Raw genomic sequence first — 23,987 nt, forward strand, 5'->3', positions numbered from 1 at the left:
AAATACTTAAAATTAATACGCAATAAAATTTTTTGATCTAAGGTGATCGACGTATGAATTTTGATTTGCTAAAAGCTTCTGACTGAGGATCTAAGTTGAATATAAAAAATTCTAGATAGTTTAAAGCTAAGTAGTGAAAGAGGAAATAGAGAGTACTCTGAACTTTTTAAGCACTATTATTTCAAAATTGACAGACTGGCACAGATTTAGATCTATTTAAATCTTGTAGTGTTTGTAAGCATTTAGATTAATTGGCTACACAGCTTTAATAAAGCTAAAAGCTAACCGCGAAGCGGTTTAATAGGCTAGTTTTTTGGGTTTTGATGTTTTTATAAATTAAGGTTGGCTGAAATAACAATCATGCAAATATCTAAGGTTCATTCTTCAAAAAATCCGGCAAATTTTTGGCTAACTGTTAGAAAAACACTAATTAGACAGCGTGAAGCACCTATCATCAAACAAATTTCACGCGCTCAAAATTTACCACTCTCTTTTGCTCAAGAACGTCTCTGGTTTATTAACCAATTAGAGCCAAACAGTATTGGCTATCAATTTAGTCAAGGATATTATCTAGTTAGTCCTTTAGATATCTCTGCTTTAGAAAAAAGTCTCACGGAAATCCAACGCCGCCACGAAACACTAAGAACTACTTTCGCTATCAAAAAAGGAACACCAGTTCAAATCATAGCTTCTTCCATACCTTATAAATTACCCATAATAGACCTATTAAACCTTTCAGAAGCTGAACTTAATTCGGAAATTAAAAGATTATTTAGTGAAGAATCGCAAAAACCTTTTAATTTAGCCCAAGAACCCTCCTGGCGAGTAAAATTGTTACGGATTAAAGCAGAAAAATATGTAATGCTGCTATCAATGCACCACATTGTCTATGATGGCTGGTGTTTAAGTCTCTTTTTTCGGGAATTAGTCAAGCTTTACCAAGCTTTTAATTACAATAAATCTTCTCCATTACCTGAACTGCCAATTCAATATGCTGATTTTGCCTACTGGCAGAGAGAATGGCTTAAAGATAACGTCTTAAAATCTCAACTAACTTATTGGAAAACAAAATTAGGTGGTTCCTTACCCATCTTACAACTACCAACAGATCGTCCTCGTCCAGCAATTCAAACCTATAGAGGTGCATCTCAATATCTCGCTTTTCCTCAAGATTTAACCAATTCAATTAAATCTCTAACTCAGCAAGAATGTACAACTCTGTTCGTAACTCTTTTAACAGCATTTAAAGTCTTACTTTATCGCTATACGGGACAGAAAGATATTATTGTGGGGACTCCCGTAGCCAATCGCAATCGAGCTGAAATTCAAGAAATCATCGGATTTTTTGCGAATACATTAGCATTAAGAACTGACTTATCAGGAAATCCTACTTTCAGACAGTTATTAAATCGAGTTCGTCAAGGGCAACAAGAAGCCTTAGCCCATCAAGATTTACCCTTTGAGAAACTGATAGCGGAAATACAACCTGAAAGAGATTTAAGTCGTAATCCCCTGTTCCAAGTAATGTTGGTTTTCACTAACACTCCTACTTCACTGGCAGCATCAGAACTATCAGATTTGATTGTGCGAACGATTGGTATTCCCAAAAAAACAGCCAAATTCGATCTCACTTTCTTCCTAACAGATACACCTCAAGGATTAAGAGGAATATTAGAATACCCCACTGACTTATTTGATGCTAGTACTATTACCAGATTGTTAGAGCATTTTCAGATTTTACTAGAAGGGATAGTTGCCAATCCCGATCGCCCTATATCTGAATTACCGCTCCTGGGAAGAATGGAGCGTCAGCAATTATTGATAGATTGGAACAATACCAAGACTGAGTATGCTCAAGATTTATCCATCCAGCAACTTTTTGAAACCCAAGTAGCCAAAACTCCCAAGGCGATCGCAGTCAGATTTCAAGATCAACAGCTTACCTACCAACAACTCAATAACCGTGCTAATCAACTAGCTCGTTATCTGCAAAAACTAGGAGTAAAGCCAGAAAGATTAGTTGGGATATTTGTCGAACGTTCCCTCGATGGAATAGTAGGTATATTAGGAATCATCAAAGCTGGTGCAGCTTATGTTCCCTTAGATCCATCTTATCCTCAAGAACGTCTGAGTTTTATACTCAAGGATGCTCAAATAAGTATCTTGGTAACTCAAAAGAATCTAATTGCTAAGTTACCAGCTCATTCTTGCCATCTAGTTTGTTTAGATGAGGATTGGACTGAGATTGAACGAGAACTGCCAGAAAATGTATCAACTGGAATTCTATCTGACAACCTAGCTTATATAATTTATACTTCTGGCTCGACAGGAAAACCTAAAGGAGTTGCCTTAGAACATCGAACTCTGACTAATCTTATCTCTTGGCAATTAGAAAATACGACAATATCTCAAACTGATAAAACATTACAATTTGCTCCCATCAGCTTTGATGTGTCTTTGCAAGAAATCTGGGCAACTTTGTGTAGCGGGGGAACCTTAGTTCTAATCACAACCGAATGGCGACGAGATACGAATGTCTTACTAGAGCTGCTAGAACAAGAAAAGATCGACAGAATCTTTTTACCTTTTGTTGCCCTCCAACAACTAGCAGAAGTAGCTCAAAGTAGAGAATTTGTTCCCACCAATCTACGGGAAATTATTACTGCTGGCGAGCAACTACAAATAACTCCCGCAATTAAAAGCTTATTTGAGCAACTTCCTCAATGTACTCTATACAATCACTATGGACCCTCAGAAACTCATGTAGCTACTTGCTTTAAACTTCCGAGCCTAACCAAAGACTGGTCTAATCTTCCATCTATTGGTCGTCCCATAGCTAATACCAAAATATATATCCTCGATTCTGATCTTCAATCCGTACCCATTGGTGTCCCTGGTGAGATCTATATTCAGGGCATGGGAGTAGCTAGAGGCTATCTCAATCTGACTCAACTAACTGCTGGAAAATTTATTCTTAGTCCCTTTAACTCTAAAGAAAAACTCTACAAAACAGGTGACTTAGCTCGTTATTTACCTGATGGCAAAATTGAATATATAGGTCGTTTAGACAATCAAGTCAAAATTCGAGGTTATCGTGTCGAATTAGGCGAAATAGAAGCTAATTTGGCTCAACACCCTGGGATAAAGGAAACAGCAGTTATTGTAAATCTAATTTCAATTACAGAGAATGTTCCAGACGAAAAGCGTTTAGTAGCCTATGTTGTTTTAGAAGCTGATCGACAAACTTCTAAAACCGAACTCAGAGAATTTCTCAAACAAAGATTACCAGAATACGCAGTACCAGCTACATTTATTATTCTCGATAAACTACCCTTAATTCCTAGTGGAAAAGTAGACCGTCGTCTTTTAGAAACTGTCCCTTTAACTTCTGAAGGTCAAATCGAATTAAATGCTATTCCCCTGTCAGATTGGCATTTATCTAAACAGGAGCAACAACTATTTTATCCTCAAAATCTAACTCAGGAACTGCTGGCAAGAATTTGGATCGAAGCTTTAGGAATTGAAGATTTTAATCGAGGAAAAACTGAGATTAATATTTTGGATAACTTCTTTGAAATAGGCGGTCATTCTTTAGCAGCAACTCGGATTATCAATCGGATCGAAGAAGTTTTTCAGCTAAGATTGCCCCTACGCTATTTGTTTGAAAACCCTACTATTGTGCAACTAGCAACCAAAATTGACAGTGAACTACAAACTCAATCCGATCGCGCTGTCAAAACCTGGTCTCCTTTAGTAGCAATTCAAAAAGGGGGCAACAAAATACCCTGCTTTATCGTTCCTGGGGGAGCTGGTGGGGAAAATGAATTAATGATTTATGCCAAACTCATTTACCTCCTAGGACAGTCGCAACCAGTTTATGGATTACAAATTTATGGTTTTGAAGAGAGTGGTTGGCAGGGAGAACATGGCTTTCATCCTAACGTTGAGAGTTTAGCCGCAGCTTATCTCCAAGAAATTCGTCAAGTTCAACCCCATAGTCCTTACATTATCGTCGGGGAATGCGCGGGTGGAGTTATCGCTTTTGAAATCGCGCAACAACTTTTTCAACTGGGAGAAGAAGTGTCTTTAATTCTAATGGATACTTTGTGTCCTATAAGGAAGAATACTAAGCCTATTTCTCTCGTCTCGCAAAAGTATTTTGAAGCAATCAATGTGAGTATAAGGAATAAAAGTAACGCTCAACTGATCAGAGAAGCTCATGAAAATTACAAAGCGATAATTAGAAATTATCAACCTCAAGATTATCAGGGGAAAATGAGCTTAATAGTTTCTCGGGACGATCCTAATCAAGAGTTAGTTAAAAACTGGCAATCTTTAGCCAAAGAATGCGAAATTTATGAAGTCTCAGGAAACCATGACTCTTATCTGGGTGAGTTTGTGTCAACTACTGCTCGACAACTAAAAGCCTGTTTAGATTCAGCTCTACCAAACAGTAATTATTTAGAGATAAATCAAACAGAAGTCTGGGATGATTTAGTTTCACAGCAGCAAAGAGAAACTGATAGTAGCAATCTAGTTAAACTAGAGACAGCAACACAGAGTAATTATGCTGAGCTGCTAGGAAAAAATCACTTCTGGCATTTTTTAAACCCACAAGAACGGATAGACGCAGTTTACCAAAAGGCTTTTGATTTGCAACCTAATAATCCTTCGGTTTATTGTGCCTTAGCTGCAACTCAACGCCGAAGAAAACAATTTACTCAGGCGATCGCTGCTTATCAAAAAGCGATCGCCTTAGATCCTTATCATTTTGAAGCTTATCGAGGTCTGGGGAATACCCTTTGTGAGCAAGAAAAACTAGATGAAGCTTTGATTGTCTTTGAGCAAGCGTTAAACTTAGATCCATTTCATCCCGGAGTTTATACTGACTTAGGGGAATATCAAATCAAAAAAAATGATCGAGAAGAAGCTTTAAAATACTGCCAAAAATCCTTAGAATTGCTCAAACTAAATCCTCGAATCAGTTGGGGAAATTATAATAAACTGGCACGAGTATTTAGAGAATTACAAAAATACCCTGAAGCAATTTCTATCTATCAAAAAGCATTAGAGATCTACCCGCAACAACTAAATATTTATGTTCTATTAGGCTCTACTCAAAAAGAACAAGGAAATTTAGCAGCAGCAATATCTAGTTATCAACAAGCAATTAAATTAAATACTCAGCAGCCATTTAGAGTATATAGAGACTTGGCTGAGGCTTTGATTGAAGCTGGAGAAATAGAGCAAGCAATCGTGATCTATCAACAAGCTGTTAATTTATATCCCAATCGAGCTAACGGCTATCGATTATTAGGAAATGCACTGCGCCAAGCAGGACAAATAGAAGCAGCCATTGTTAACTATCAGCAGGCAATTGAACTTAGTCCCCAACAGTCTTTCCATACTTACAAACATTTAGGAGCTATATTTACCCAGCAAGAAAAACTAGAGCAAGCGATTGAGAGCTATCAAAAAGCGATCGCTCTTAATTCAAATCAATCTGGTGCTATTTATCAGAAGTTAGCGGAAATTTTTGGTCAACAGCAAAAATTCAGAGCAGCGATTAATAACTTACAAGAAGCTCTCAAATTACAACCTAAAAATTCAGAAATTCGCCGTCAATTAAATTTATATCAAGCCGAGCTGAAGTGGATTCAAGCTAAGAAATTTAGACAAGCAGGTAATCTAGAGCGAGCAATAAAACTATATAAATCTGGATTAGATATCGATCCTCATAATGAGCCTGCCTGGAGGCAACTTGCTCAAATTTTGCTCAAACAAGGCAATTGGAGCCAAGCAATTGACTGCTACCGAAAAGCACTGAAGTTACGACCAGATTATCCTCATCTGTATCGTCTTTTGGGTTCTGCTTTTCACGAGCAAGGAAATTTGTCAGCAGCAGTCAAACAATACCAAAAAGCGATTGAATTAGAACCTAAACATGTTGAAAGTCATTTAATTTGTGGCAATATTTTACAGCAATCTCACCAACTGGATGCAGCCATTGATTGTTATCAACAAGCGATTGAGTTAAATCCTAATAAGCCCAGAAATTATCGTCTTTTGGGTCATTGTTGGCGTAAACAAGGAGAGTTGGAAAAAGCGATCGCTGCTTATCAACAAGCGATCGAGTTAAATCCTGCTCAATCTGTTGAAGTATATAGAAATCTTGGCAATAGTTTGAAGCAACTAGAGCTTCTAGATAAAGCGGTTGAGAGCTATCAGAAAGCGATCGCATTATATCCAGACGATCCTCATCTCTACCACGGTTTAGGGAATGTTTGGATCACCAAAGGAAATCTGTCAGCTGCGGAGCAAGCATACCATCAAGCTCTGGAGATTAATCCAGAATTGACTCAAGTTGAAAGTAAAATTTCTGCTTTAATTTTTAATCAAGCTGTACCATTGTGGTCTCAAGGAAATATCGAAGCAGCTCGAGAAAAATTCCAAACAATTAATTTAGCCGGTAAACAAGAAGAAATTCAATTACTATGGCCAAGTATTGATAGTATTGAATGGCCAGGGCGATCGTTTAACTTAGCAGATATCTTTGAAACCATGAAACCCCGAGAAATGTCATGGCCCAAGATAACTGTCGTCACACCATCATTTAATCATCAAGAATATATCGAAGACACAATTCGCTCGGTAATTTATCAGGAATACCCAAATCTGGAATACGTTATCGTTGACGGAGAATCTACTGATGGAACCCGGGAAATTCTGGACAGATATCAAGAACAGGTATCAGAAATTATTATCGAACCCGATCAAGGACAGTCTGATGCTATTAATAAGGGTTTTAGTCGCACTACTGGAGAGCTAATTACTTGGATCAACAGTGATGATATGCTCGCGCCAGGAGCTTTGCACATGGCAGCCTTAACTTATTTAAATCATGACTGCGATGTAGTTGCGGGTATTGCCATAACCCATGAGGATTCCCAAAACCCCGAAGAGTTTAGAAGCATTAGGGTCAAAAAACCTAGGGTGAGACAGCATGACTTTACCGTTGAAACTCTTGCTGACTGTTGTCATTATTGGTTTAAAGGTCATTTCTTCATTCAGCCAGAAGCAATATTTACTCGCCAAGCTTGGAATCAAGCCGGAGGAAAGTTAGATGAAGAGCTGGAATATACTATGGATTGCGATTTCTGGTTTAGGATGGCTCAAATCTGCGCGCGTCTGGAGGTAATTAGCTGGCCCATAGCTTTTTATCGTAATCATCCAGGTCAAAAAACTGCCAATCGTATAGTCTCTGTACGAGAACATTTAAAGCTGAGAAATAAATACCACTTAATTGCACCCAGACCAGAGCGCAAACTAGAGATCTTAGATAAGATTAGTTCTTTTCTTACCTCACTTCAGAGAAGGGTACTAGTAATCAGTAAACAAGCTGACTGTTGTTTTTCTGAGCATACCGAATCACAGTTACATAACTTTTTCGCTAAACGTAACTACCATATTTCTTTTTGTAGAAATCTCAAGCACATAGAAGTTACTGCATTCGATGTAGTTATCGTACTAGTTCATCTCAAAAAAGAAGTGGAATTGATTAAAAAGCTTAGAGAACAAGGCTTTTCTGGAACAATTATTGCCTGGTTTTGGCAAAATAATCGCGGTTTCTTCCCTAATATTGAAGTGGCAGATGAAGTAGACATTTCTATTCCCGGACACAAATTTATTGGCGAGGTACTAAGAAACTACAGCAGTATTGTAACCCCAGCTATTTCCGTATGTTCGGCAGAATGGACGGTTTTTCAGGCGCGGAAATTCTTCTCTAGTTGCGGTTATCAAAATCGCTCCGATCAACTTCTAGTAGGTTTTTGGAATTATGAAGTTGTTGAGAAACAGCAACATATGCTGATACCTTATCAAGTAGTTCAATTAGTCGAGCAGCTTAAGGAATCTTTTCTTAATTGTCAGATTTGTTTTGAAGACAAAGCTCAACAAAATGCTGATTTAGGACTCTCATCACAGCACAGGTTTTCCCATTGGACAAAGTATAAAGTATCTTTGCTGTTGACTCTGGAGCGAGAACTTCCTTTCCGTTTATTCGATACTTTATTGTGGGGACAAATTCCGATTATTTCTAGTGATATCTTTGATTTAGATCAGGTGATTTCACCACAAGAGCAAGCGCAGTTACCGATTATTCGACTAGAAAGATACGATTTAGATTGCGTTCGGGATGCTTATCAACAAGCTTTGACTCTATTCGAGCGAGATGGTGCTGAGGGCATTAAGAGAAGACATAAATTTGTCAGAAACAACCATATGTTAATTCATCGTCTTAAAACAATATTCAATCTGCTGGAGAACTCAATATACTAAACTCGATTCCTAAAGTTATAGTATTGGTGCTAACAGGCGAAATACTCTAGCTGATAATTTGAACCAAAAAGGTTTTTGCTGATAAGCATTCAAATTAACTGAGCGCGAAAGATTTAAGTCTTCTTGGAGCATGGATTCCACGTTATTAATGAATTTTTCTGCAATTGAAAAAGTCATTACTTCAAAATTTAAGAAGAATGAACGATTATCGAGATTCGTCGTACCTACTCCAGCTATATCGCGATCAATCAGGATAACTTTTTGGTGCATAAATCCCGAACGATAACGATATAGTTTGATCCCCAATGCTTGAAGTTCAGTGTAGTAAGAAAAAGAACAGAGATATACTGACAAATGATCGGGACGATTGGGTAAAATAATTCGCACATCTACACCCCTTAGAGCAGCTAATTTTAAAGCATTAAGAATCGAATTATTGGGTACAAAATAAGGACTGGCAATCCAGATTCGGCTTTGCGATCGCTCGATTAAGCTCAAAAAAAATAAATTACAATTATCAAATTTATCAGCAGGTCCTGTTGGTAAGATCAAAGCTGTTTGATGATACTTTGTTGATTCTTTTACCTCCCAGGAAACTTGAGGGATTTCTCTAGTTACCCAATACCAATCCCCTAAAAAGACGCTTTGAAGGCATTGTACCGCAGTACCTCGAATTTTCAGATGAGTATCTCGCCAGGAGCCAAAACGAGGGTTTTTCCCTAAATATTCATCACCAATATTTAAACCCCCCATAAAAGCTATTTCTCCATCGACAATTAAAATTTTCCGATGGTTGCGAAAGTTGATTTGAAAACGATTACCTTTTCTTCTGGTACTGCCAAAACCTTTGACTTGAATGCCATGCTGTCGCAGAGATTTAAGATAATTACGGGATAGTTGGCGTGAGCCGATTTTATCGTAGAGTAAATTGATTCTAACTCCCTGGTTGGCTTTATCTATCAAGGCCTGTTTAAACTCATTCCCTATGCGATCATCATTGATAATGTAGGATTGCAGCAAAATATAGTCTTGAGCTTGAGCGATCGCCCGCAACATTTCTCGATAGGTTTGCTGACCATCGATTAACAATTCAATCTCATTGCCTATGGTAAAAGGAAGAGACGTAAATACCGCCGCAAGTTTTTCTAAGGCGCAGAATTTGCCTGGTAATTCGGCTTTAAATTCGTTTATGGTGCTATAAACTTGACTGACTAGTTTATGGTGTTCGAGATAAGCATTTTGTAGGGCTACTGCATATTCCTGAAACTCATTTTTGCCTAAAATCCAATAGAGGGGAATCGCTAACCAGGGAAATGTGATTAAAGAAATTCCCCAGGCGATCGCACCACGAGATGAACGCACAACCATCACTACACCATGAATAATTAGGGTTAATACACTAAAAATAGAGACAAGGTTAATCCCTGATAGCATTTATTTCCTCAAATATAAAGCTCTACAAATAGAGGATTATGATCCGAGGAAGAGATACTATCGATAACCATAGCACTAGCATTTTTTTGTTTAAATCCTCGATAAAAAATATAGTCTAAAGGAGGTGACAACAAAAAACGTTTAATTTTGAGTGCTTCGAGCGGGGGAAAAGTAACAGGGGTCAAGCCCAATTTAGCAGTCATTTGTAAGAGTAGTAGCCAACGAGAACGATTCCATGTATTAAAGTCACCTGAGAAAATTACTGCTCCCTGATGCTGAGCAATCATGGCTTCTATTTCTTGTAATTGAGCTTGAAATTTACTGGTTTCGACAAAATTAATTAAATGAGTATTAACTGCTAAGAGAGTTTCACCATTACTACCAAGAGAATATTCAACAAACAGAGAAACTTTAGGGGTTCCTGTAACTGGTTCTTGGTGTTTGGTAATTTTAGCTTGACTGTTAAGGCGATCTGTCTTGGTCGCAGTTAAAACCCCCGAATAGGTATTGTCAAAAGTATCAATTAAGTTAGGAGCAAAACTCCAACCCATTGAGGCTAATTCCGGAATTTTTTGTTTGATGGTGCAGAGGCGAACTTCCTGTAAAAAAATTTTATCCGGTTGATATTGTTCGATAATGGTCAAAAAATCTTGACTCCAGTTGCGGTTGTGGTTATTTTTGGCGATGTTCCAACTGAGAACTTTAATTGAGTCGTGATTGAGGAAAGAGGGACGAGGATGAGTATTGTCAATAGTTGTTTCGGCAACTTGACCAAATCTATGGGTTGGACTGAATTGTTTCAGATAAGATAATGGACTTTGTTCTTGTAACTCGAACATTGATTAACAGTTATTTGATATAAGCTAGTTTAACATTTAGGAAATTAAGACGATTGAGTATGACACGCCATTCCTTTCAACATGGAGGGATTGAAATTTCTTATTTAGAATGGAACGATCCCATAGAAAGACTATCAGAGGAAAAAAGCTTTAATCAGAATGATTACACTCCCCCCTCAAGGACTAACTTCGCGTCGCCTACTGCTAGAGGCAATCGCCCAAAAAATCATCTCTTACTTTTACATGGTTTGGCTGATTCTGCTATGGTCTGGTCTAGCTTGGCAGAATTTTTAGCTAATGGTTATCACATTGTTGCTCCTGATTTACGGGGACACGGAGAAACTAGCAAACCTGAACATGGCTATACTTCTACAGATATTATTGCCGATTTAGAAGCTTTGATGGCACATTTAGGCTGGACTCAGGCTCATATCGTAGGTCATTCTTGGGGAGGAAAACTGGCTACTATTTGGGCAACTCATAATCCACAGCTTTTTTCCAGTCTGATTTTAGTCGATCCTTTTTATGTCGATAAATTACCCAGTTGGTTCAAATACACCTTTCCTTTGCTATATCGAGTATTACCATTTCTGCAGGGTATGGGACCTTTTGCCAGTGAAGCAGCAGCCGAACAATTAGCTCAAAACCTCAAACAATATCGTCAATGGACTCCTCTCCAACAAAAAGCTTTTCGTGCCAGTATTGAACCCAAGAATGATGGGACTTGGGGAAGTAAGTTTACAGTAGCAGCTCGCAACGAAATTTTTGTCGATGTAATGCTGCAGTCTGGCTTGACTAAGCCTTTAGAGATTCCCAGTTTATTTATCCAACCCACTAAAGGTCTGAATCGCACTCAATGGCAACTCAAAACTTATCACCGTTATTTATCTAATCTGGAGATTCAGCAAGTTTCAGGCAATCACTGGGTATTTTTAGTTAATCCTGATGAATTTAATTTAGCAGTGGCTAATTTTCTAACTAAACACAATAGTTGATTATTACAACCTTCTTCTCTAACTCCTAACTTCTAACTCCGAATTCCGAACTCATTTTAACTAAGTTGCTAAATTGCATTTTTTTGGTTTAACTGGCGATCGCGCAATCTCCCCTTCACAGTAACCCAAGTCATACATACTTGCTGCCTGAGGATCGTGTTCAGGAGTTTGTTTGGATTTTCCCGACCAGGCATCGGCTTTGCCTTGGTTAATCCAGTCTTCGTCAGTCATAAAGGTAGTAGGGATCTCAGTCATCATTACTTACCTCTCATTTTTGGATGTCTTTATCCTTGTTGTATCAGCTTTTATCTTTAGTAAATACTAATTGCAACTATTTGATAACATTTAGCCTTTTGTTCTTCACAAGTTTCTCAAATTAGTAGTCTATAAGTTGAATTAGAGTCATTGGTTAGTACCAACTGATAAATCGATTATTTTGCTGGGAATTTGTTTGAGGTAATCAGCTGAACGAGGAAAGACCATGAAAGCCGCCGACATCATGACTACAAAAGTATTCACAATTCATAGTTTAGCTACTGTAGCTGATGCGATCGCCAAGATACAAGATAAAAGAGTACATTCTCTGATCGTTGAACCTAGTAGTAGTGATGATGCTTACGGAATTATCACTGAAACCGACATTATTTACAAAGTGATGGCACAGGACAGAGATCCTGAATCAGTAATGGTCTATCAAATTATGACTAAACCCTGCATTGTAGTCAATCCAGATCTTAAATTAGAAGATGTAGCCCGATTGTTTGCTGCGACTGGAATTCAAAGAGCTCCGGTAATTCAAAACCAACTCTTAGGAATTATTTCTTTGACTGATTTGATAATGAAGTCAAAAGTATTGCCTCAATCTGCTTCAGACGAATTATCATCGAAAATTTATAAAACCATTCTGCACAACCCAGTAGCTTCTGACCTACAAACACAAATCGATCAAGATTGTGAAGTTGCCTGGGATGTAGTTGAAACATTAGAGATTGAACCTTAATCTTCTATGTCTTGCTATCCCAAGCATGATTGAAAAAATCTGGGAATATGGAGATAGGAGTTTTTTAGCTTAAATTAGAGTCGAGATTAAACATTTAAATTATGGTTCATCAAATCTTTACATAGCATAGGTTTTAGCTATTATATAATCATCTGGCGCGAGACAACAAAAGTAATATCTCCGCTTAAATTAAGCTAATTAGAGTGTTTACCTGATGGCTTTGCTTTATAGTCAACTGGTAACTAGAAGCTCTATATTAGTCTTAATCGATTAGTTACTGGCATGATGCTGAATTCTAGATTCAGTATTGAAACAAAAAAGTATAGATTTCTGGCTAGAAACAACAAATTTCAGCGGTGCAAAAAACTTGTGTCGTCAGATTCGGCTGGAAAACTTCTATCTCAATTAAGGTTTTGGATTTAGTATGGAGCGGTTTGTCGTGCGGAGTGTTGGAAATCAACTGCTCATCATAGCGATCGCCAAGTAACTAATGGTAATTAATTAATTTTTATGTTTAATTTAGATGATATAACTCAGATTGTCGGCTTCGGAGATAGTCTATCTGATTCTGGTAATTCTTTTGCCCTCACTATGGGAGCAATTCCTCCTCCTCCATATTTTTTCGGTAGGTTTTCTAATGGTCCAGTAGCCATTGAATACTTAGCTGATGATCTAGAACTTACTTTAGATCCTTACTATGATGACCTGACAGGCAATAACTTTGCCGTAGGTGGAGCAGGAACTGGAAGTACTAATTCTAATAATGATGATATTGCTCCCTTTTTACCTGGTGTAACTTTGCCAGGATTAGCAAACCAAATTGATGTTTTTATCAGCAGTCTTGATGGTGACAATGCAGATTCCGATGCTCTTTATTTAGTCTGGGCAGGACCCAACGATTTTCTCGATTATCTTGGCGGTAGTATCCCGGCAGATCCCGCAGCATTAATCGAACAGGGATTTAACAACATTGTCGATGGTGTTACTCGTCTGGCAGATTTAGGGGCGAAAAATTTTGTTGTGCCCAATATGCCATCTTTAGGTCGCTTACCTTTTAGTCAAGCTTTTCGGGATGAAGCCACTGCAATTAGTATTGCTTTAAATGGCGGTTTATCGCTTGCATTAGATAATCTGGAATTTTCTTCTAATGCTCCTGAAATTGTAGAAGTCGATTTATTTTCTGCCAATGAGAACATAGCAGCTAACCCAGAGCAATTTGGCTTTAGTAATGTAACCGACCCTTTGTTATTTTCGGGATTGCCATTGCCGACAGATCCAACTGTAGCAACAGGATTTTTCTTCTGGGATCTCTTTCATCCAACCACAGAAGCACATGCTTTATTAGCAGAGACTATTTCGCAAACTGCTACTGGAGCAATACCCCAACCCAATTTTAATGAAATTGTTGGTACGGCACGAAGAGATTTACTGGTGGGCACTTCAGCAGCAGATAATGTTAGAGGCTTGGCTGGTAATGATTTTATTTTGGGCTGGAATGGAAACGATCGCATTCAAGGTGGTACAGGTCATGATCTGCTCGGAGGACATCAAGGTAATGATACTCTCGATGGTGGAAGTGGTCGAGATTTCATTCGAGGTGGTTCTGGAGACGATTTAATATTTGGTGGCAATGACAATGACCGACTGTTAGGAAATGCAGGTCAGGATATCGTTATTGGAGGTAGCGGTCGAGATTTCATTCGAGGTGGTTTGCAAGATGATTATCTCTTAGGTGGAGATGATGATGACTTTCTACGGGGTGATCGAGGAGATGATACTCTTAATGGCGGTGATGGTAATGATACTGTCCAAGGTAATCAGGGAGAAGATTTAATTGACGGTGGAGCAGGAAATGACATCCTAATTGGTGGTCTTGGGGCAGATATATTTGAGTTAACTTCAGATTTTGGCACAGATAAAATCATCGACTTTCAAGTTGGTAGCGATCGCCTTATGCTCTCTGGTGGTCTAACCTTTGGTGATTTGTCTTTTGTGGACCAACAGATTTCTGTCACTACTACTGGTGAAACTTTAGCAATTTTACCGAGGGTCGATACTACTGCTCTAAGCGAAAGAGATTTTGTGGCGACTTAGGTGGTTAACCTGACGTGAGTTAAATACTGCTTTCTTTTCCCTATGATGCTCTAAATTAAGAACTTTATTTATGGAAAATTTACATGAAAAGCTAAGTTTTTCATCATAAATTTACCAGTTTAATTAATAACTGGGTAATTATGGAGTTGGCAAATTAAAAAAATAAATAAATCAACTACTTTTATGCGTATATTTAATGTTTATACAGCCCTAGTAACTACTGTGTTAATGACAGCTGGTTCGGCTCAAGCTTTTGAATTACTAACAGCAGAAGATCTTAATTACAACGGTTTAAATACTCGTGCTGCACTAAATCTTACTCAACAAAAAGAACAGCAGTTTTTAAGTAATTTTGACAGTAGTATTGGTACGGAAGAATTTGAAAGTTTTAGTGATTTAACTTCCGCCAACATGGATTTAAGTTTCCCAGGAGCTGGAACTGCCACCTTTAGTGGAAATGGAGTAATTCATAATATCACTAATACTGCTAATCCCGATATTGCTTACGATCTTGAACAGGGTCTTTATCCAGCATCAGGAAATCAATATTTATACACGGAAGCTACCCCCAATGCTGATGGAACTTTTACTATTAACTTTAGTGAAGAGATTGCTGGTTTTGGATTTTATGCCTATGATTTAGGTGATTGGGGAGCAGAACTTTCTCTGAAACTATATCATGACGAGCAATTAGTAGATACAGTTAGTAATTTACACACAACACAACTTGATGGCAGTACAACAGGTTCAGTAATTTATGTTGGGATTTTAGGCGAACTTCAACCAGATGATACCCGCCAAGTATTTAATCGAGTAGAATTCACTACAGCAGGAAACAATATAGTTAATACTAATCACGATATTTTTGCTTTCGATAATATGACGATAGCTACTGCTAATCAGATTATTACTAGTAATATTTTTGCTGATTAGTATCGATCTTTAAGAACTTACTAAGATAATCCTGAGTAGCTATCGGCTATTTCACATCAAGTGTCTAGCACGCAAAAGCTGATAGCTGATAGCTGATAGGTAGATCCACTTTATTAAACATGGAATGGTTAAGATCGGGGTTAGATGATAGGGGTTAGGGACTAGGGAGAATCATCTTCAATTTTTTTACTGTTCTATTAGACGTTTTATTAGGTGGAGCTACTTAGCTAATCCAATAAAATTACCTTAACTCAAAGCAAAGTTAGTTAAATTGTTAACCTACAACCAATACCGCAGCACCATTAATCTTACCATTGCGCAAAGCCTCTAAAGCCTCATTGGCTTTGGATAGAGGAAAAGCAGTAACTTCGGTGTGAATGGGAATCTGTGGGGCTAAAGCCAAAAACTCTTCCCCGTCTCGGCGAGTAAGATTAGCAACAGAACGTAAGACTCGTTCTGACCACAAAATTTGGTAAGAAAAGCTAGGAATATCACTCATATGGATTCCAGCACATACTACTATGCCACCTTTAACCGTAGCTTTTAAAGCTGCGGGGACTAATTTACCAACTGGGGCAAAGATAATTGCAGCATCTAACTCTTCTGGGGGTAACTCTTCTGACCCCCCAGCCCAGACTGCACCAAGGTTACGAGCAAACTGTTGTCCTTGAGTATCCCCTGAACGAGTAAAAGCATATACCTGCTTGCCTTGATGATTCGCTACTTGAATTAAAATATGTGCTGCCGCACCAAAGCCATAAAAGCCAATTTTCTTTGCATCTTCTGTCATTCGATAGGAACGATAACCAATCAATCCAGCACATAGTAGGGGAGCTGCCTGTAAGTCGGGAAAGCCTTCGGGAATAGGAAAGCAAAAACTTTCATCAGCAACTGTATATTCAGCATAACCTCCAGGGCGATCATATCCTGTAAACAAAGCGCGATCGCAAAGGTTTTCTTTACCAGCTAAACAAAAACGGCAAAATTTGCAAGTATGACCCAGCCACGGTATACCTACACGTGTACCTAGGGGATATTTAGTAGCCTTATTTCCAGCTCCGACCACTGTACCGACAATTTGATGACCTAATACCAAAGGAAGTTTTGGTTTGGCTAGTTCGCCATCAACTATGTGTAAATCGGTACGGCATACTCCGCAGACGTGAACCTTGAGTAATACTTGTTCGGGTTTTGGTTCAGGCAGAGGTAGTTCTCCCTTACGCAAAGCTTGTCCTGCCCGATCTAAAATCATGGCACGCATATCAGTTAACCAAGATGAATTGATAATTTAACCATAGCGAAATACTAATCAACAATGAAGCCATCATCAACTATAGCCGTACAAAGTTACGTTAGGACAAGTTTATTTGATTGCTCGTAAGTAATGTTTCTACAATTCTCACAACTTCCTCAAACTTAAGATTTATCTTAATAATTAGAGTTTAAGGCAAGTAAATATAATGAACGCAGTTTTTCCTAACCGGCGAGAAGCAGGAAAAAAATTAGCCAAAAACCTAACCGTTTATGCCAATCATCCTCAGGCAACGGTTTTAGGATTACCTCGTGGTGGTGTACCAGTGGCTTATGAAATTGCCAAAAATCTGAATCTTCCTTTTGATGTTTGTTTAGTTAAAAAACTAGGTCTTCCCGATCATTCGGAAACAGCAATGGGAGCGATCGCCGAAGATGCTTTATTTCATGATTACAGTGGCAACATAACTATCATTGACGAAGATACAACTCAATATTTCGGTGTTGACGAAGAACAAATCAAAGCGATCGCAGCTAGGGTAAAAGCAGAATTAAGATGGCTTGCTTGTTGCTATCGACACTTTCGTCCTATGCACAAAATTCGTAATCAGATCGTGATTGTTGCTGATGATGGTATTGCCACTAGTTTAACTATGCACGCTGCGGTGAATGTTTTACGTCAACATCAGCCCCAGAAAATTATTATTGCTACACCAGTCGCATCTCTAAAAGCAATTCAACAACTGAAAGCTATGGCTGATGAGATCACTTGCTTGAATACTCCCAGGTCTTTGAGTGCTGTGGGTTTCTGGTATGAAGATTTTAGTCAGATAACCGATCAAGAAGTTTGCGAATTGCTTGCTCAAGAGACTCATCAAACTCTAGCAGAGTCTTGTTAACGGAAAAGCCGCATTAAAGGGAGAAATATTGATGCCCAAACGCCAAAACCCTACTAAGACACCACAATCGAATCCCATGGGATGGAGCTTGATTGTAACTGCAATCTGTCTAATTTTATTTAGCCTATTTTTACCTGTAAACTCTCCCCATAAATCTCAACCCTATAGTCAGTTTATTGATTTAGTAGAGAGCGATCGGGTAGAGAGTGTGACTATCGGCTCTAGTCATATTGAATATATTCTTAAATCTGAATCAGTTGGTAATGAATCAAAGCAGGTATTTACTACAGTTGCAGTAACTCAAGATACAGAGTTGCCACAATTACTTCGTCAACATCAGGTAGAGTTTTCGGCAATTCCTGCCACTAGCAGTGATGGGTTTTGGGGTTTTATCAAATTCTTATTTTTCTTCTTTTTAATTATTAATCTCAGCGCCCTATTATTCAATCGTAGTCAAGAAGGAGGAAAAAGTCCTTTTGCCATTGGTCGTAGTAATGCCCGGATCTACTCCGAAGGGACAATGGACATAACTTTTGATGATGTTGCCGGGGTAGACGAGGCCAAAGCAGAACTATATGAAATTGTTGATTTTCTACAACATGGGGCTAAATATATTCTTTTAGGGGCAAAAATCCCCAAAGGAGTTTTGTTGGTTGGTCCTCCTGGTACCGGTAAGACTTTATTGGCTAAAGCGATCGCTGGTGAAGCAAAAGTTCCTTTTTTTAGTATTTCTGGTTCCGAATTTATTGAAATGTTTGTTGGGGTAGGTGCGTCCCGAGTACGAGATTTATTTGAACGTGCCAAAAAACAAGCTCCTGCCATTGTCTTTATCGATGAATTAGATGCCCTAGGTAAGTCTCGTGCTGCATCGGGAACTTTGATGGGTGGTAATGATGAACGGGAACAAACTCTCAATCAGTTATTGGCGGAAATGGATGGGTTTGAACCCAATGCAGGAGTAATTCTGCTGGCAGCTACTAATCGTCCCGAAGTCCTCGATCCTGCCTTATTGCGTCCTGGTCGTTTTGATCGTCGTATTGTAGTAGATCGCCCTGATAAGTTGGGAAGACTGGCAATTTTAGAAGTCCATGCCAGAAATGTCAGATTAGATAACAATGTTGATTTAAACAAACTAGCAGCCAGAACTCCGGGCTTTGCTGGTGCAGATTTAGCTAACCTAATTAATGAAGCCGCGTTGCTTGCTGCCCGTCAAAATAATACTGCTGTAACTATGGAGGATTTTAATGAAGCGACAGAAAGAATCCTCACGGGATTAGAGAAGAAATCACGGGTACTTAACGAGACTGAAAAGAAAACCGTAGCGTATCACGAAGTTGGTCATGCCATTGTTGGCTCTCTAATGCCTGGAACGGATAAGGTAGAGAAGATTTCTATTGTCCCTCGTGGTATTGGAGCATTAGGCTATACATTGCAACTACCAGAAGAAGATCGTTTTTTAATGATTGAAGACGAAATTCGTGGTCGTATTGCCACTTTATTGGGAGGACGAGCTGCTGAAGAATTGATATTTGGTAAGGTATCTACAGGTGCCAGTGATGATATCCAAAAAGCTACCGATCTGGCTGAAAGATATGTCACTCTTTATGGCATGAGCGATCGCCTAGGACCAATTGCCTATGAAAAGATCCAGCAGCAGTTTTTAGAAGGGATTACCAATCCTCGTCGTCAAGTAAGTCCTCACCTCGCGGCAGAAATTGATCGTGAAGTGAAAGCGGTAATCGAAAATGCTCACCACATTGCCCAAGAAATTCTCCAAGAAAATCAACAACTATTAGTAACATTGGCTCAAATTCTCTTAGAACAAGAAATCTTAGAAGGAGAACAACTGCGATCGCATCTCGCTCAAGCTCAGAAAACAGTCGCCATTGAAAAATGGTTGCAAACGGGAAAGCCAACACGAAATAATTTGCTTGCTCCTCAACTTACTCACAATGGCAAACCAGCAAAATTATCTAAGCTTTGACGCATTCAAACTGCATCCCCAGATTTTGCGAAAGGCAATAGGCATTGGTGACAAGTTAAGGGTGTGTGTTGTTTGTCAACTAGTTTTGAGTAACGAGTAACGAGTAACGAGTAACGAGTTTTGTCACTAAAATAGTCTTTTTGTACTATGAATTATTCTCTAACCTTGAATCTACATATAGTTCTAAAAAATAAATAAGACACTATATATAGTAGTTGACTTAATGCAAATTAGCTTAACTTGTCACGGTTGGGCAATAGGCAATAGGCAACCTAGGTGAATCTAAGCTTCAACTTCAGGAGTAATCAGTAATCAGTAATCAGTAATCAGTAATCAATCAGTAACTTCAGCTCTAGATTATGCTAATTTTGGAAAGCTTAACTCCTTGACGCAAAATCCTACTTTTGAGAGCGCCTTTTGACAGCGTTCAGGACTAGGATCTCCAGCAACAATTCTTCTATTGAGGCGGCTGGCGATCGCCAGCATCTCTTGATCGGGTAGCCAGGGCAAAATTATAGTGTCTCCTTCTGCTGACAACAGAGATATTATTTGTTCGATTAGCCCATTACGAAGAGAGGATTCTGGAAGCAAAATTAAATTGTGCGCTTTCTCAATCAACCAATCGTGGTCCCAGTCATTGGAAGTAACTGCTAGAGCCAAAGTTGCTTTTTGCGATCGATGGTAAAATTCCGGTAAAGCAGTGTCTCCACAAAATAAGACGTTGTTCTCATTGAAAAGATACCAACAGCCCGATTTAATCTCGATTTGAGTTGGTGTCATGATTGCTTCAGATCTCGAAGATATATCCAGCTGCTCAATCGCAGTTGTTGATATTTCTGCTGCCTTGGGAATGATTTGCAGGACTTTTTGCGAAACTGGGAGAATTGACTGCGGTTTTTTGACTAGATCAGAATTTTTGGTGGCTGTCAGCGCCTGACTAATTTCTCTGTGAGTGATTTTTTTACCTTGTTGAGCTTTGGCTAAAAATTCGTGACGGATTGACTTGGGAGTTGAGGGTGCTGCTAACTTATAAAGGGCAGAGGTAGCAATATCCAGTTGATAAAAATTGGTAGTTTCACTAAAAGCTTCATAGACATTGATAAAGTTATAAGCAGTACGCCGACTCCAACCAAATTCTGCTGACAACCAACCTTCAAATTGACCATGTTCCAGTTGCGCACGAACTTGAGTCAATTTCTGTCCAACTTCCCAGACATCTTGAGCTGTGCGGCGCAAACGCTCCTTAATCTCCCCTGTGTATTGTAAAATAACGGCTCTTTGTTGGCGAGATAAAATTTGATAGTTAAAACCAGCAACTGAATGTGTGCTTTTTTGATTAGATATCAACACCATGTGATCAGATTATTTTTGTTCGTGTGAGTGAAAAACTGGGATTTAATGTGTAAGTCTGATTAACTTATCTATTTTAATATTTGTCTATTACGTTTTACTCTGTCAATAGCCATACTTCATCAGTAGTACTACTTAATTTATCAAGGGATAATTAATTAATTTAGTTTAATACTTCTTCATTAATGAAAAAAGAACTAAAAAGCTTCCCTTAATTCAATAACTCGATTTAGTATGAGTATGCTGGACAAAGGCTTGAGATAACTTCTATATTTTATGCCTCTTGAAGGATAAAATGGTTTTTTCTCAAATTTCTTAAGCTTAACAGTTAAAACAAATATTTAAAATAAGACTAAATGAAATTTGTCTCAGATCCTGATATATCCGTCAAAATTGAATTAATGAAACGTCGGATACGTTGGCAAGAACCCGCAATTAAAGCCAGAAAAATTGCTCAAACTAAATTAGTAATTAATGACAACAATAGCGATAATCCGGAATTTTCTTTTTTAATTATTGGTGATAGTGGCTGTGGCTCGCACCTTAAACATCATCCTCAACGAAAAATAGCCGAGATGATGTTGCAGCATCAATCAGACTCCAGTTTTATTCTTCATACTGGAGATGTTGTTTATCAGGTAGGTTCGAGTGAATACTATCAGCAAAATTTTATCGATCCTTATCGTGAGTTTTTAGTTGGTAGTGAGCATCCCCAGCAGCTTGAATACGATCAGTTAACTTTCAAATTACCTTTTTTTCTGGTTCCTGGCAATCATGATTATTACGATTTGCCTCTAATTTATGGTATTTTGGCCCAAGCAACTTGGCTACCCCGTCGTTTTTTGAGGGGTCGAATCGATTTAGATGTGGGTTGGCATGGTTCTCATAAAGGAGAAACCTATGCTAGAGCTTTTTTAGATTACTTAATTGATCTTAAAGTAAAAGCTAATTTAGAACAGTATTTAGATACACACTATACTGCGACTTATAATGGCGATCGCTGCTTAGACTATCAGCCAGGTAAATTTACCCGTTTACCCAATCGTTACTATACTTTTCGCTATGGTGGCATTGATTTCTTTGCCTTGGATTCCAATACTTTTAATCAACCCTTAGCCATACCTGATACAGCAGAGGGAGAAACTCAAAAAGCCAAATTATTAGAGCGTCAAAGTGAATTAGAAAATCGAGAACAGCAGATTCAGGAAGCGATAGACAAACTAAATCGTGAAAAACCCGAAGAGGCCGACCAAATAGACGATTATTATGCCAAATTAGAGCATATTGCCGAAAGTCAACAAGATATTAATAAACAGTTGAATCAACAGTCAGAAACAACTGATTGGGAACAATTAGAATGGCTTAAAGACAGTTTAGTAGCTTCCTGGCAAGATCCAGCAGCCCGGGGCAGAATTATTTTTTTACACCATCCCCCTTACGTAACCGAAACTACGAAATGGAATCAAGGGCAGACTTTGGCAATCCGCGATCGCTTGCGTCAAGTATTTAATGATGCAGTTAAAGAAATAGGTAAATTACCTGAAGGACGTTCGGTAGTGGATCTAGTTTTATCAGGTCATGCTCACTGTCTGGAGCATCTTTACACCAAAGATACTGGAGCTGCCGATTCTTATACCAACTGGATTATTTGTGGTGGTAGCGGTCACAGTTTGCGTCGTCAGCGAAGAGAAGGCACAGTATTATTTCAAAATGCTGATTTAAATTCTCAACCCATTGGTCAATCACACTTGTATGTTGGACGTTATGGTAAGGGGAAAGAGCGAAAACGTCCCTATTCTTATTTAAGTATTAAAGTTCAGGCTGGCGATCGACCTCAATATATCGTCAATCCCTATATCGCTGAATGGTATAAACGTCAATGGAATGAATACGCCCTCGATCCTTTTACAATCGGAGGTATGCCAGAAAAAAGTTAGTGTCAAGAATTAACAGCATACTCTTCCTCTAATAGCTCTAGTAGCTTTTCTTCTAAGGTAGTTAGATAAGGTCGGTTTAATTTAGCTAGTCCATTGAGAATCCAGAAGGCAGCTTGGTCTAGAGAACCTGTTTCATATAACTTAGTCATCCGTACACCTATGTTTTCCAGTGCTTGATATTGTTGAGCGTCAAAGCCTAAAGATTCCAAATTCTCAATTGGTACTTCAAACTCATCTGACCAGGTATTAACCGTACAACTAGAGAGATATACTTGGTCGACAATACACCAACACCCTCCTTTGCCTTTGAGTTGTGAATTATCTCGAACCACGAGGCGACAAATTTCACCTGAAGTAAAAGGGTTGACTAAATTTTGCTCCGCGGCTTGATGAAGACGCACAGCTTGGGCAACAATGGAGCTTGTAGGAACTTGATTGTGGGCTAAATCAACTGCTTCTTGCCAAACTTGAACTTGTACATCATCCTTTAGCTTGGCTTTGATGATGGGACGTAATTGTCGTTGACGAGTTGGCAGGGGTACTTGCCGACCATTGGTCGGCAGATTATCAAGTAAGTTCTGATAAACTTGGGCTGCTGTCATTTTGAGATAGGCATAATCTCGACTATAGCCAAATACATCTTGACAAAACTCTTCAAAGCTGAGGTGAGTGCTTCTATAGAGCCGTAGTTCCTTCAGTTGAGTTAATGCCATCCCGGCAGTATAAAAGGCACTTCTAACTTGATTTTCTAGTTGAGAACGTAAATCTAATTCTGGTGAACTCAAAGGAGTGAAAACGGGAATTGTCCCCACATAATAGTTGGTGGAGGTAGATTGGCGTTGTCTCGATTTACTCACGATTGTCTTACCAAAGAAAAACCTATTTGAGCTAATTGTACCGTTTTTGCTGCCGGAAACTAGTCTTCTCGGCAGTA

General features: G+C 38.6%; 14 protein-coding genes. 8 read left to right on the forward strand and 6 right to left on the reverse strand.

The genetic code is table 11. The annotated features are described in order from the left end of the window. The first annotated feature begins 360 nt into the window (after window positions 1-360). A complete protein-coding gene (locus PLEUR7319_RS37705; protein WP_019503651.1) occupies window positions 361-8,337 on the forward strand; it encodes a non-ribosomal peptide synthetase in 7,977 nt (2,658 codons plus the stop codon). A gap of 15 nt (window positions 8,338-8,352) precedes the next feature. Here the strand turns inward: PLEUR7319_RS37705 and cls are convergent, their stop codons facing one another. Next, the gene (cls, locus tag PLEUR7319_RS0102625) at window positions 8,353-9,771 is read right to left on the reverse strand and encodes a cardiolipin synthase (protein WP_019503652.1); all 1,419 of its coding nucleotides are present in this window, start codon (window positions 9,769-9,771) and stop codon (window positions 8,353-8,355) included. Window positions 9,772-9,779: 8 nt separating this feature from the next. Continuing rightward, the gene (locus tag PLEUR7319_RS0102630; RefSeq protein WP_019503653.1) at window positions 9,780-10,610 is read right to left on the reverse strand and encodes an endonuclease/exonuclease/phosphatase family protein; all 831 of its coding nucleotides are present in this window, start codon (window positions 10,608-10,610) and stop codon (window positions 9,780-9,782) included. A 59-nt stretch (window positions 10,611-10,669) separates the two neighbouring features. Here PLEUR7319_RS0102630 and PLEUR7319_RS0102635 point away from each other — a divergent pair, with 59 nt between their 5' ends. Then, window positions 10,670-11,605 (forward strand): alpha/beta fold hydrolase, encoded by a 936-nt coding sequence (locus tag PLEUR7319_RS0102635; RefSeq protein ID WP_019503654.1) that lies wholly within the window; start codon window positions 10,670-10,672, stop codon window positions 11,603-11,605. 60 nt (window positions 11,606-11,665) lie between these two features. On the opposite strand, the gene PLEUR7319_RS0102640 is transcribed toward PLEUR7319_RS0102635, so the two are convergent. Beyond that, entirely contained in the window at window positions 11,666-11,860 is a 195-nt protein-coding gene (locus tag PLEUR7319_RS0102640) for a hypothetical protein (protein WP_019503655.1), read from the reverse strand. Between the two features lie 226 nt (window positions 11,861-12,086). Between PLEUR7319_RS0102640 and PLEUR7319_RS33980 the strand changes: the two genes are divergently transcribed. The 3 genes from PLEUR7319_RS33980 to PLEUR7319_RS0102655 all read left to right on the forward strand — a co-directional run bounded on the left by PLEUR7319_RS33980 (window position 12,087) and on the right by PLEUR7319_RS0102655 (window position 15,632). After that, a complete protein-coding gene (locus PLEUR7319_RS33980; protein WP_083892440.1) occupies window positions 12,087-12,605 on the forward strand; it encodes a CBS domain-containing protein in 519 nt (172 codons plus the stop codon). A gap of 510 nt (window positions 12,606-13,115) precedes the next feature. Further along, window positions 13,116-14,699 carry an SGNH/GDSL hydrolase family protein gene (locus PLEUR7319_RS39895; protein ID WP_019503658.1) on the forward strand — a complete coding sequence of 528 codons (1,584 nt, stop codon included), beginning with the start codon at window positions 13,116-13,118 and terminating at the stop codon, window positions 14,697-14,699. A gap of 183 nt (window positions 14,700-14,882) precedes the next feature. Continuing rightward, window positions 14,883-15,632: a hypothetical protein gene (locus PLEUR7319_RS0102655; protein ID WP_019503659.1), complete on the forward strand. Its 750-nt coding sequence runs from the start codon at window positions 14,883-14,885 to the stop codon at window positions 15,630-15,632. Between the two features lie 274 nt (window positions 15,633-15,906). Here PLEUR7319_RS0102655 and PLEUR7319_RS0102660 read toward each other — a convergent pair whose 3' ends face one another. Then, window positions 15,907-16,893: a zinc-dependent alcohol dehydrogenase family protein gene (locus PLEUR7319_RS0102660; protein WP_019503660.1), complete on the reverse strand. Its 987-nt coding sequence runs from the start codon at window positions 16,891-16,893 to the stop codon at window positions 15,907-15,909. 199 nt (window positions 16,894-17,092) lie between these two features. Between PLEUR7319_RS0102660 and PLEUR7319_RS0102665 the strand changes: the two genes are divergently transcribed. Both PLEUR7319_RS0102665 and ftsH read left to right on the forward strand, forming a co-directional pair. Continuing rightward, complete coding sequence (locus tag PLEUR7319_RS0102665) at window positions 17,093-17,782, forward strand: phosphoribosyltransferase (protein ID WP_019503661.1); 690 nt, start codon at window positions 17,093-17,095, stop codon at window positions 17,780-17,782. 31 nt (window positions 17,783-17,813) lie between these two features. Further along, window positions 17,814-19,766 (forward strand): ATP-dependent zinc metalloprotease FtsH, encoded by a 1,953-nt coding sequence (gene ftsH / locus PLEUR7319_RS0102670; RefSeq protein WP_019503662.1) that lies wholly within the window; start codon window positions 17,814-17,816, stop codon window positions 19,764-19,766. A 357-nt stretch (window positions 19,767-20,123) separates the two neighbouring features. Here ftsH and PLEUR7319_RS0102675 read toward each other — a convergent pair whose 3' ends face one another. Next, window positions 20,124-21,119, reverse strand: a complete 996-nt coding sequence (locus PLEUR7319_RS0102675) for a DUF3102 domain-containing protein (RefSeq protein WP_019503663.1) — start codon at window positions 21,117-21,119, stop codon at window positions 20,124-20,126. Between the two features lie 353 nt (window positions 21,120-21,472). Between PLEUR7319_RS0102675 and PLEUR7319_RS0102680 the strand changes: the two genes are divergently transcribed. Next, on the forward strand, window positions 21,473-23,053 hold the full coding sequence (locus tag PLEUR7319_RS0102680; protein WP_019503664.1) for a metallophosphoesterase: 1,581 nt from the start codon (window positions 21,473-21,475) through the stop codon (window positions 23,051-23,053). 2 nt (window positions 23,054-23,055) lie between these two features. Here PLEUR7319_RS0102680 and PLEUR7319_RS33990 read toward each other — a convergent pair whose 3' ends face one another. Next, window positions 23,056-23,910 carry a hypothetical protein gene (locus PLEUR7319_RS33990; protein ID WP_144054228.1) on the reverse strand — a complete coding sequence of 285 codons (855 nt, stop codon included), beginning with the start codon at window positions 23,908-23,910 and terminating at the stop codon, window positions 23,056-23,058. Window positions 23,911-23,987: the final 77 nt, after the last annotated feature.

It is taken from the genome of Pleurocapsa sp. PCC 7319 (genome assembly GCF_000332195.1).
Taxonomy (GTDB): domain Bacteria; phylum Cyanobacteriota; class Cyanobacteriia; order Cyanobacteriales; family Xenococcaceae; genus Waterburya.

Excerpts from the sequence above, each read along its gene's own strand:
- PLEUR7319_RS37705 (WP_019503651.1), top strand. The coding sequence starts at position 361 with ATGCAAATATCTAAGGTTCATTCTTCAAAAAATCCGGCAAATTTTTGG.
- cls (WP_019503652.1), bottom strand. The coding sequence starts at position 9,771 with ATGCTATCAGGGATTAACCTTGTCTCTATTTTTAGTGTATTAACCCTA.
- PLEUR7319_RS0102630 (WP_019503653.1), bottom strand. The coding sequence starts at position 10,610 with ATGTTCGAGTTACAAGAACAAAGTCCATTATCTTATCTGAAACAATTC.
- PLEUR7319_RS0102635 (WP_019503654.1), top strand. The coding sequence starts at position 10,670 with ATGACACGCCATTCCTTTCAACATGGAGGGATTGAAATTTCTTATTTA.
- PLEUR7319_RS0102640 (WP_019503655.1), bottom strand. The coding sequence starts at position 11,860 with ATGACTGAGATCCCTACTACCTTTATGACTGACGAAGACTGGATTAAC.
- PLEUR7319_RS33980 (WP_083892440.1), top strand. The coding sequence starts at position 12,087 with ATGAAAGCCGCCGACATCATGACTACAAAAGTATTCACAATTCATAGT.
- PLEUR7319_RS39895 (WP_019503658.1), top strand. The coding sequence starts at position 13,116 with ATGTTTAATTTAGATGATATAACTCAGATTGTCGGCTTCGGAGATAGT.
- PLEUR7319_RS0102655 (WP_019503659.1), top strand. The coding sequence starts at position 14,883 with ATGCGTATATTTAATGTTTATACAGCCCTAGTAACTACTGTGTTAATG.
- PLEUR7319_RS0102660 (WP_019503660.1), bottom strand. The coding sequence starts at position 16,893 with ATGCGTGCCATGATTTTAGATCGGGCAGGACAAGCTTTGCGTAAGGGA.
- PLEUR7319_RS0102665 (WP_019503661.1), top strand. The coding sequence starts at position 17,093 with ATGAACGCAGTTTTTCCTAACCGGCGAGAAGCAGGAAAAAAATTAGCC.
- ftsH (WP_019503662.1), top strand. The coding sequence starts at position 17,814 with ATGCCCAAACGCCAAAACCCTACTAAGACACCACAATCGAATCCCATG.
- PLEUR7319_RS0102675 (WP_019503663.1), bottom strand. The coding sequence starts at position 21,119 with ATGGTGTTGATATCTAATCAAAAAAGCACACATTCAGTTGCTGGTTTT.
- PLEUR7319_RS0102680 (WP_019503664.1), top strand. The coding sequence starts at position 21,473 with ATGAAATTTGTCTCAGATCCTGATATATCCGTCAAAATTGAATTAATG.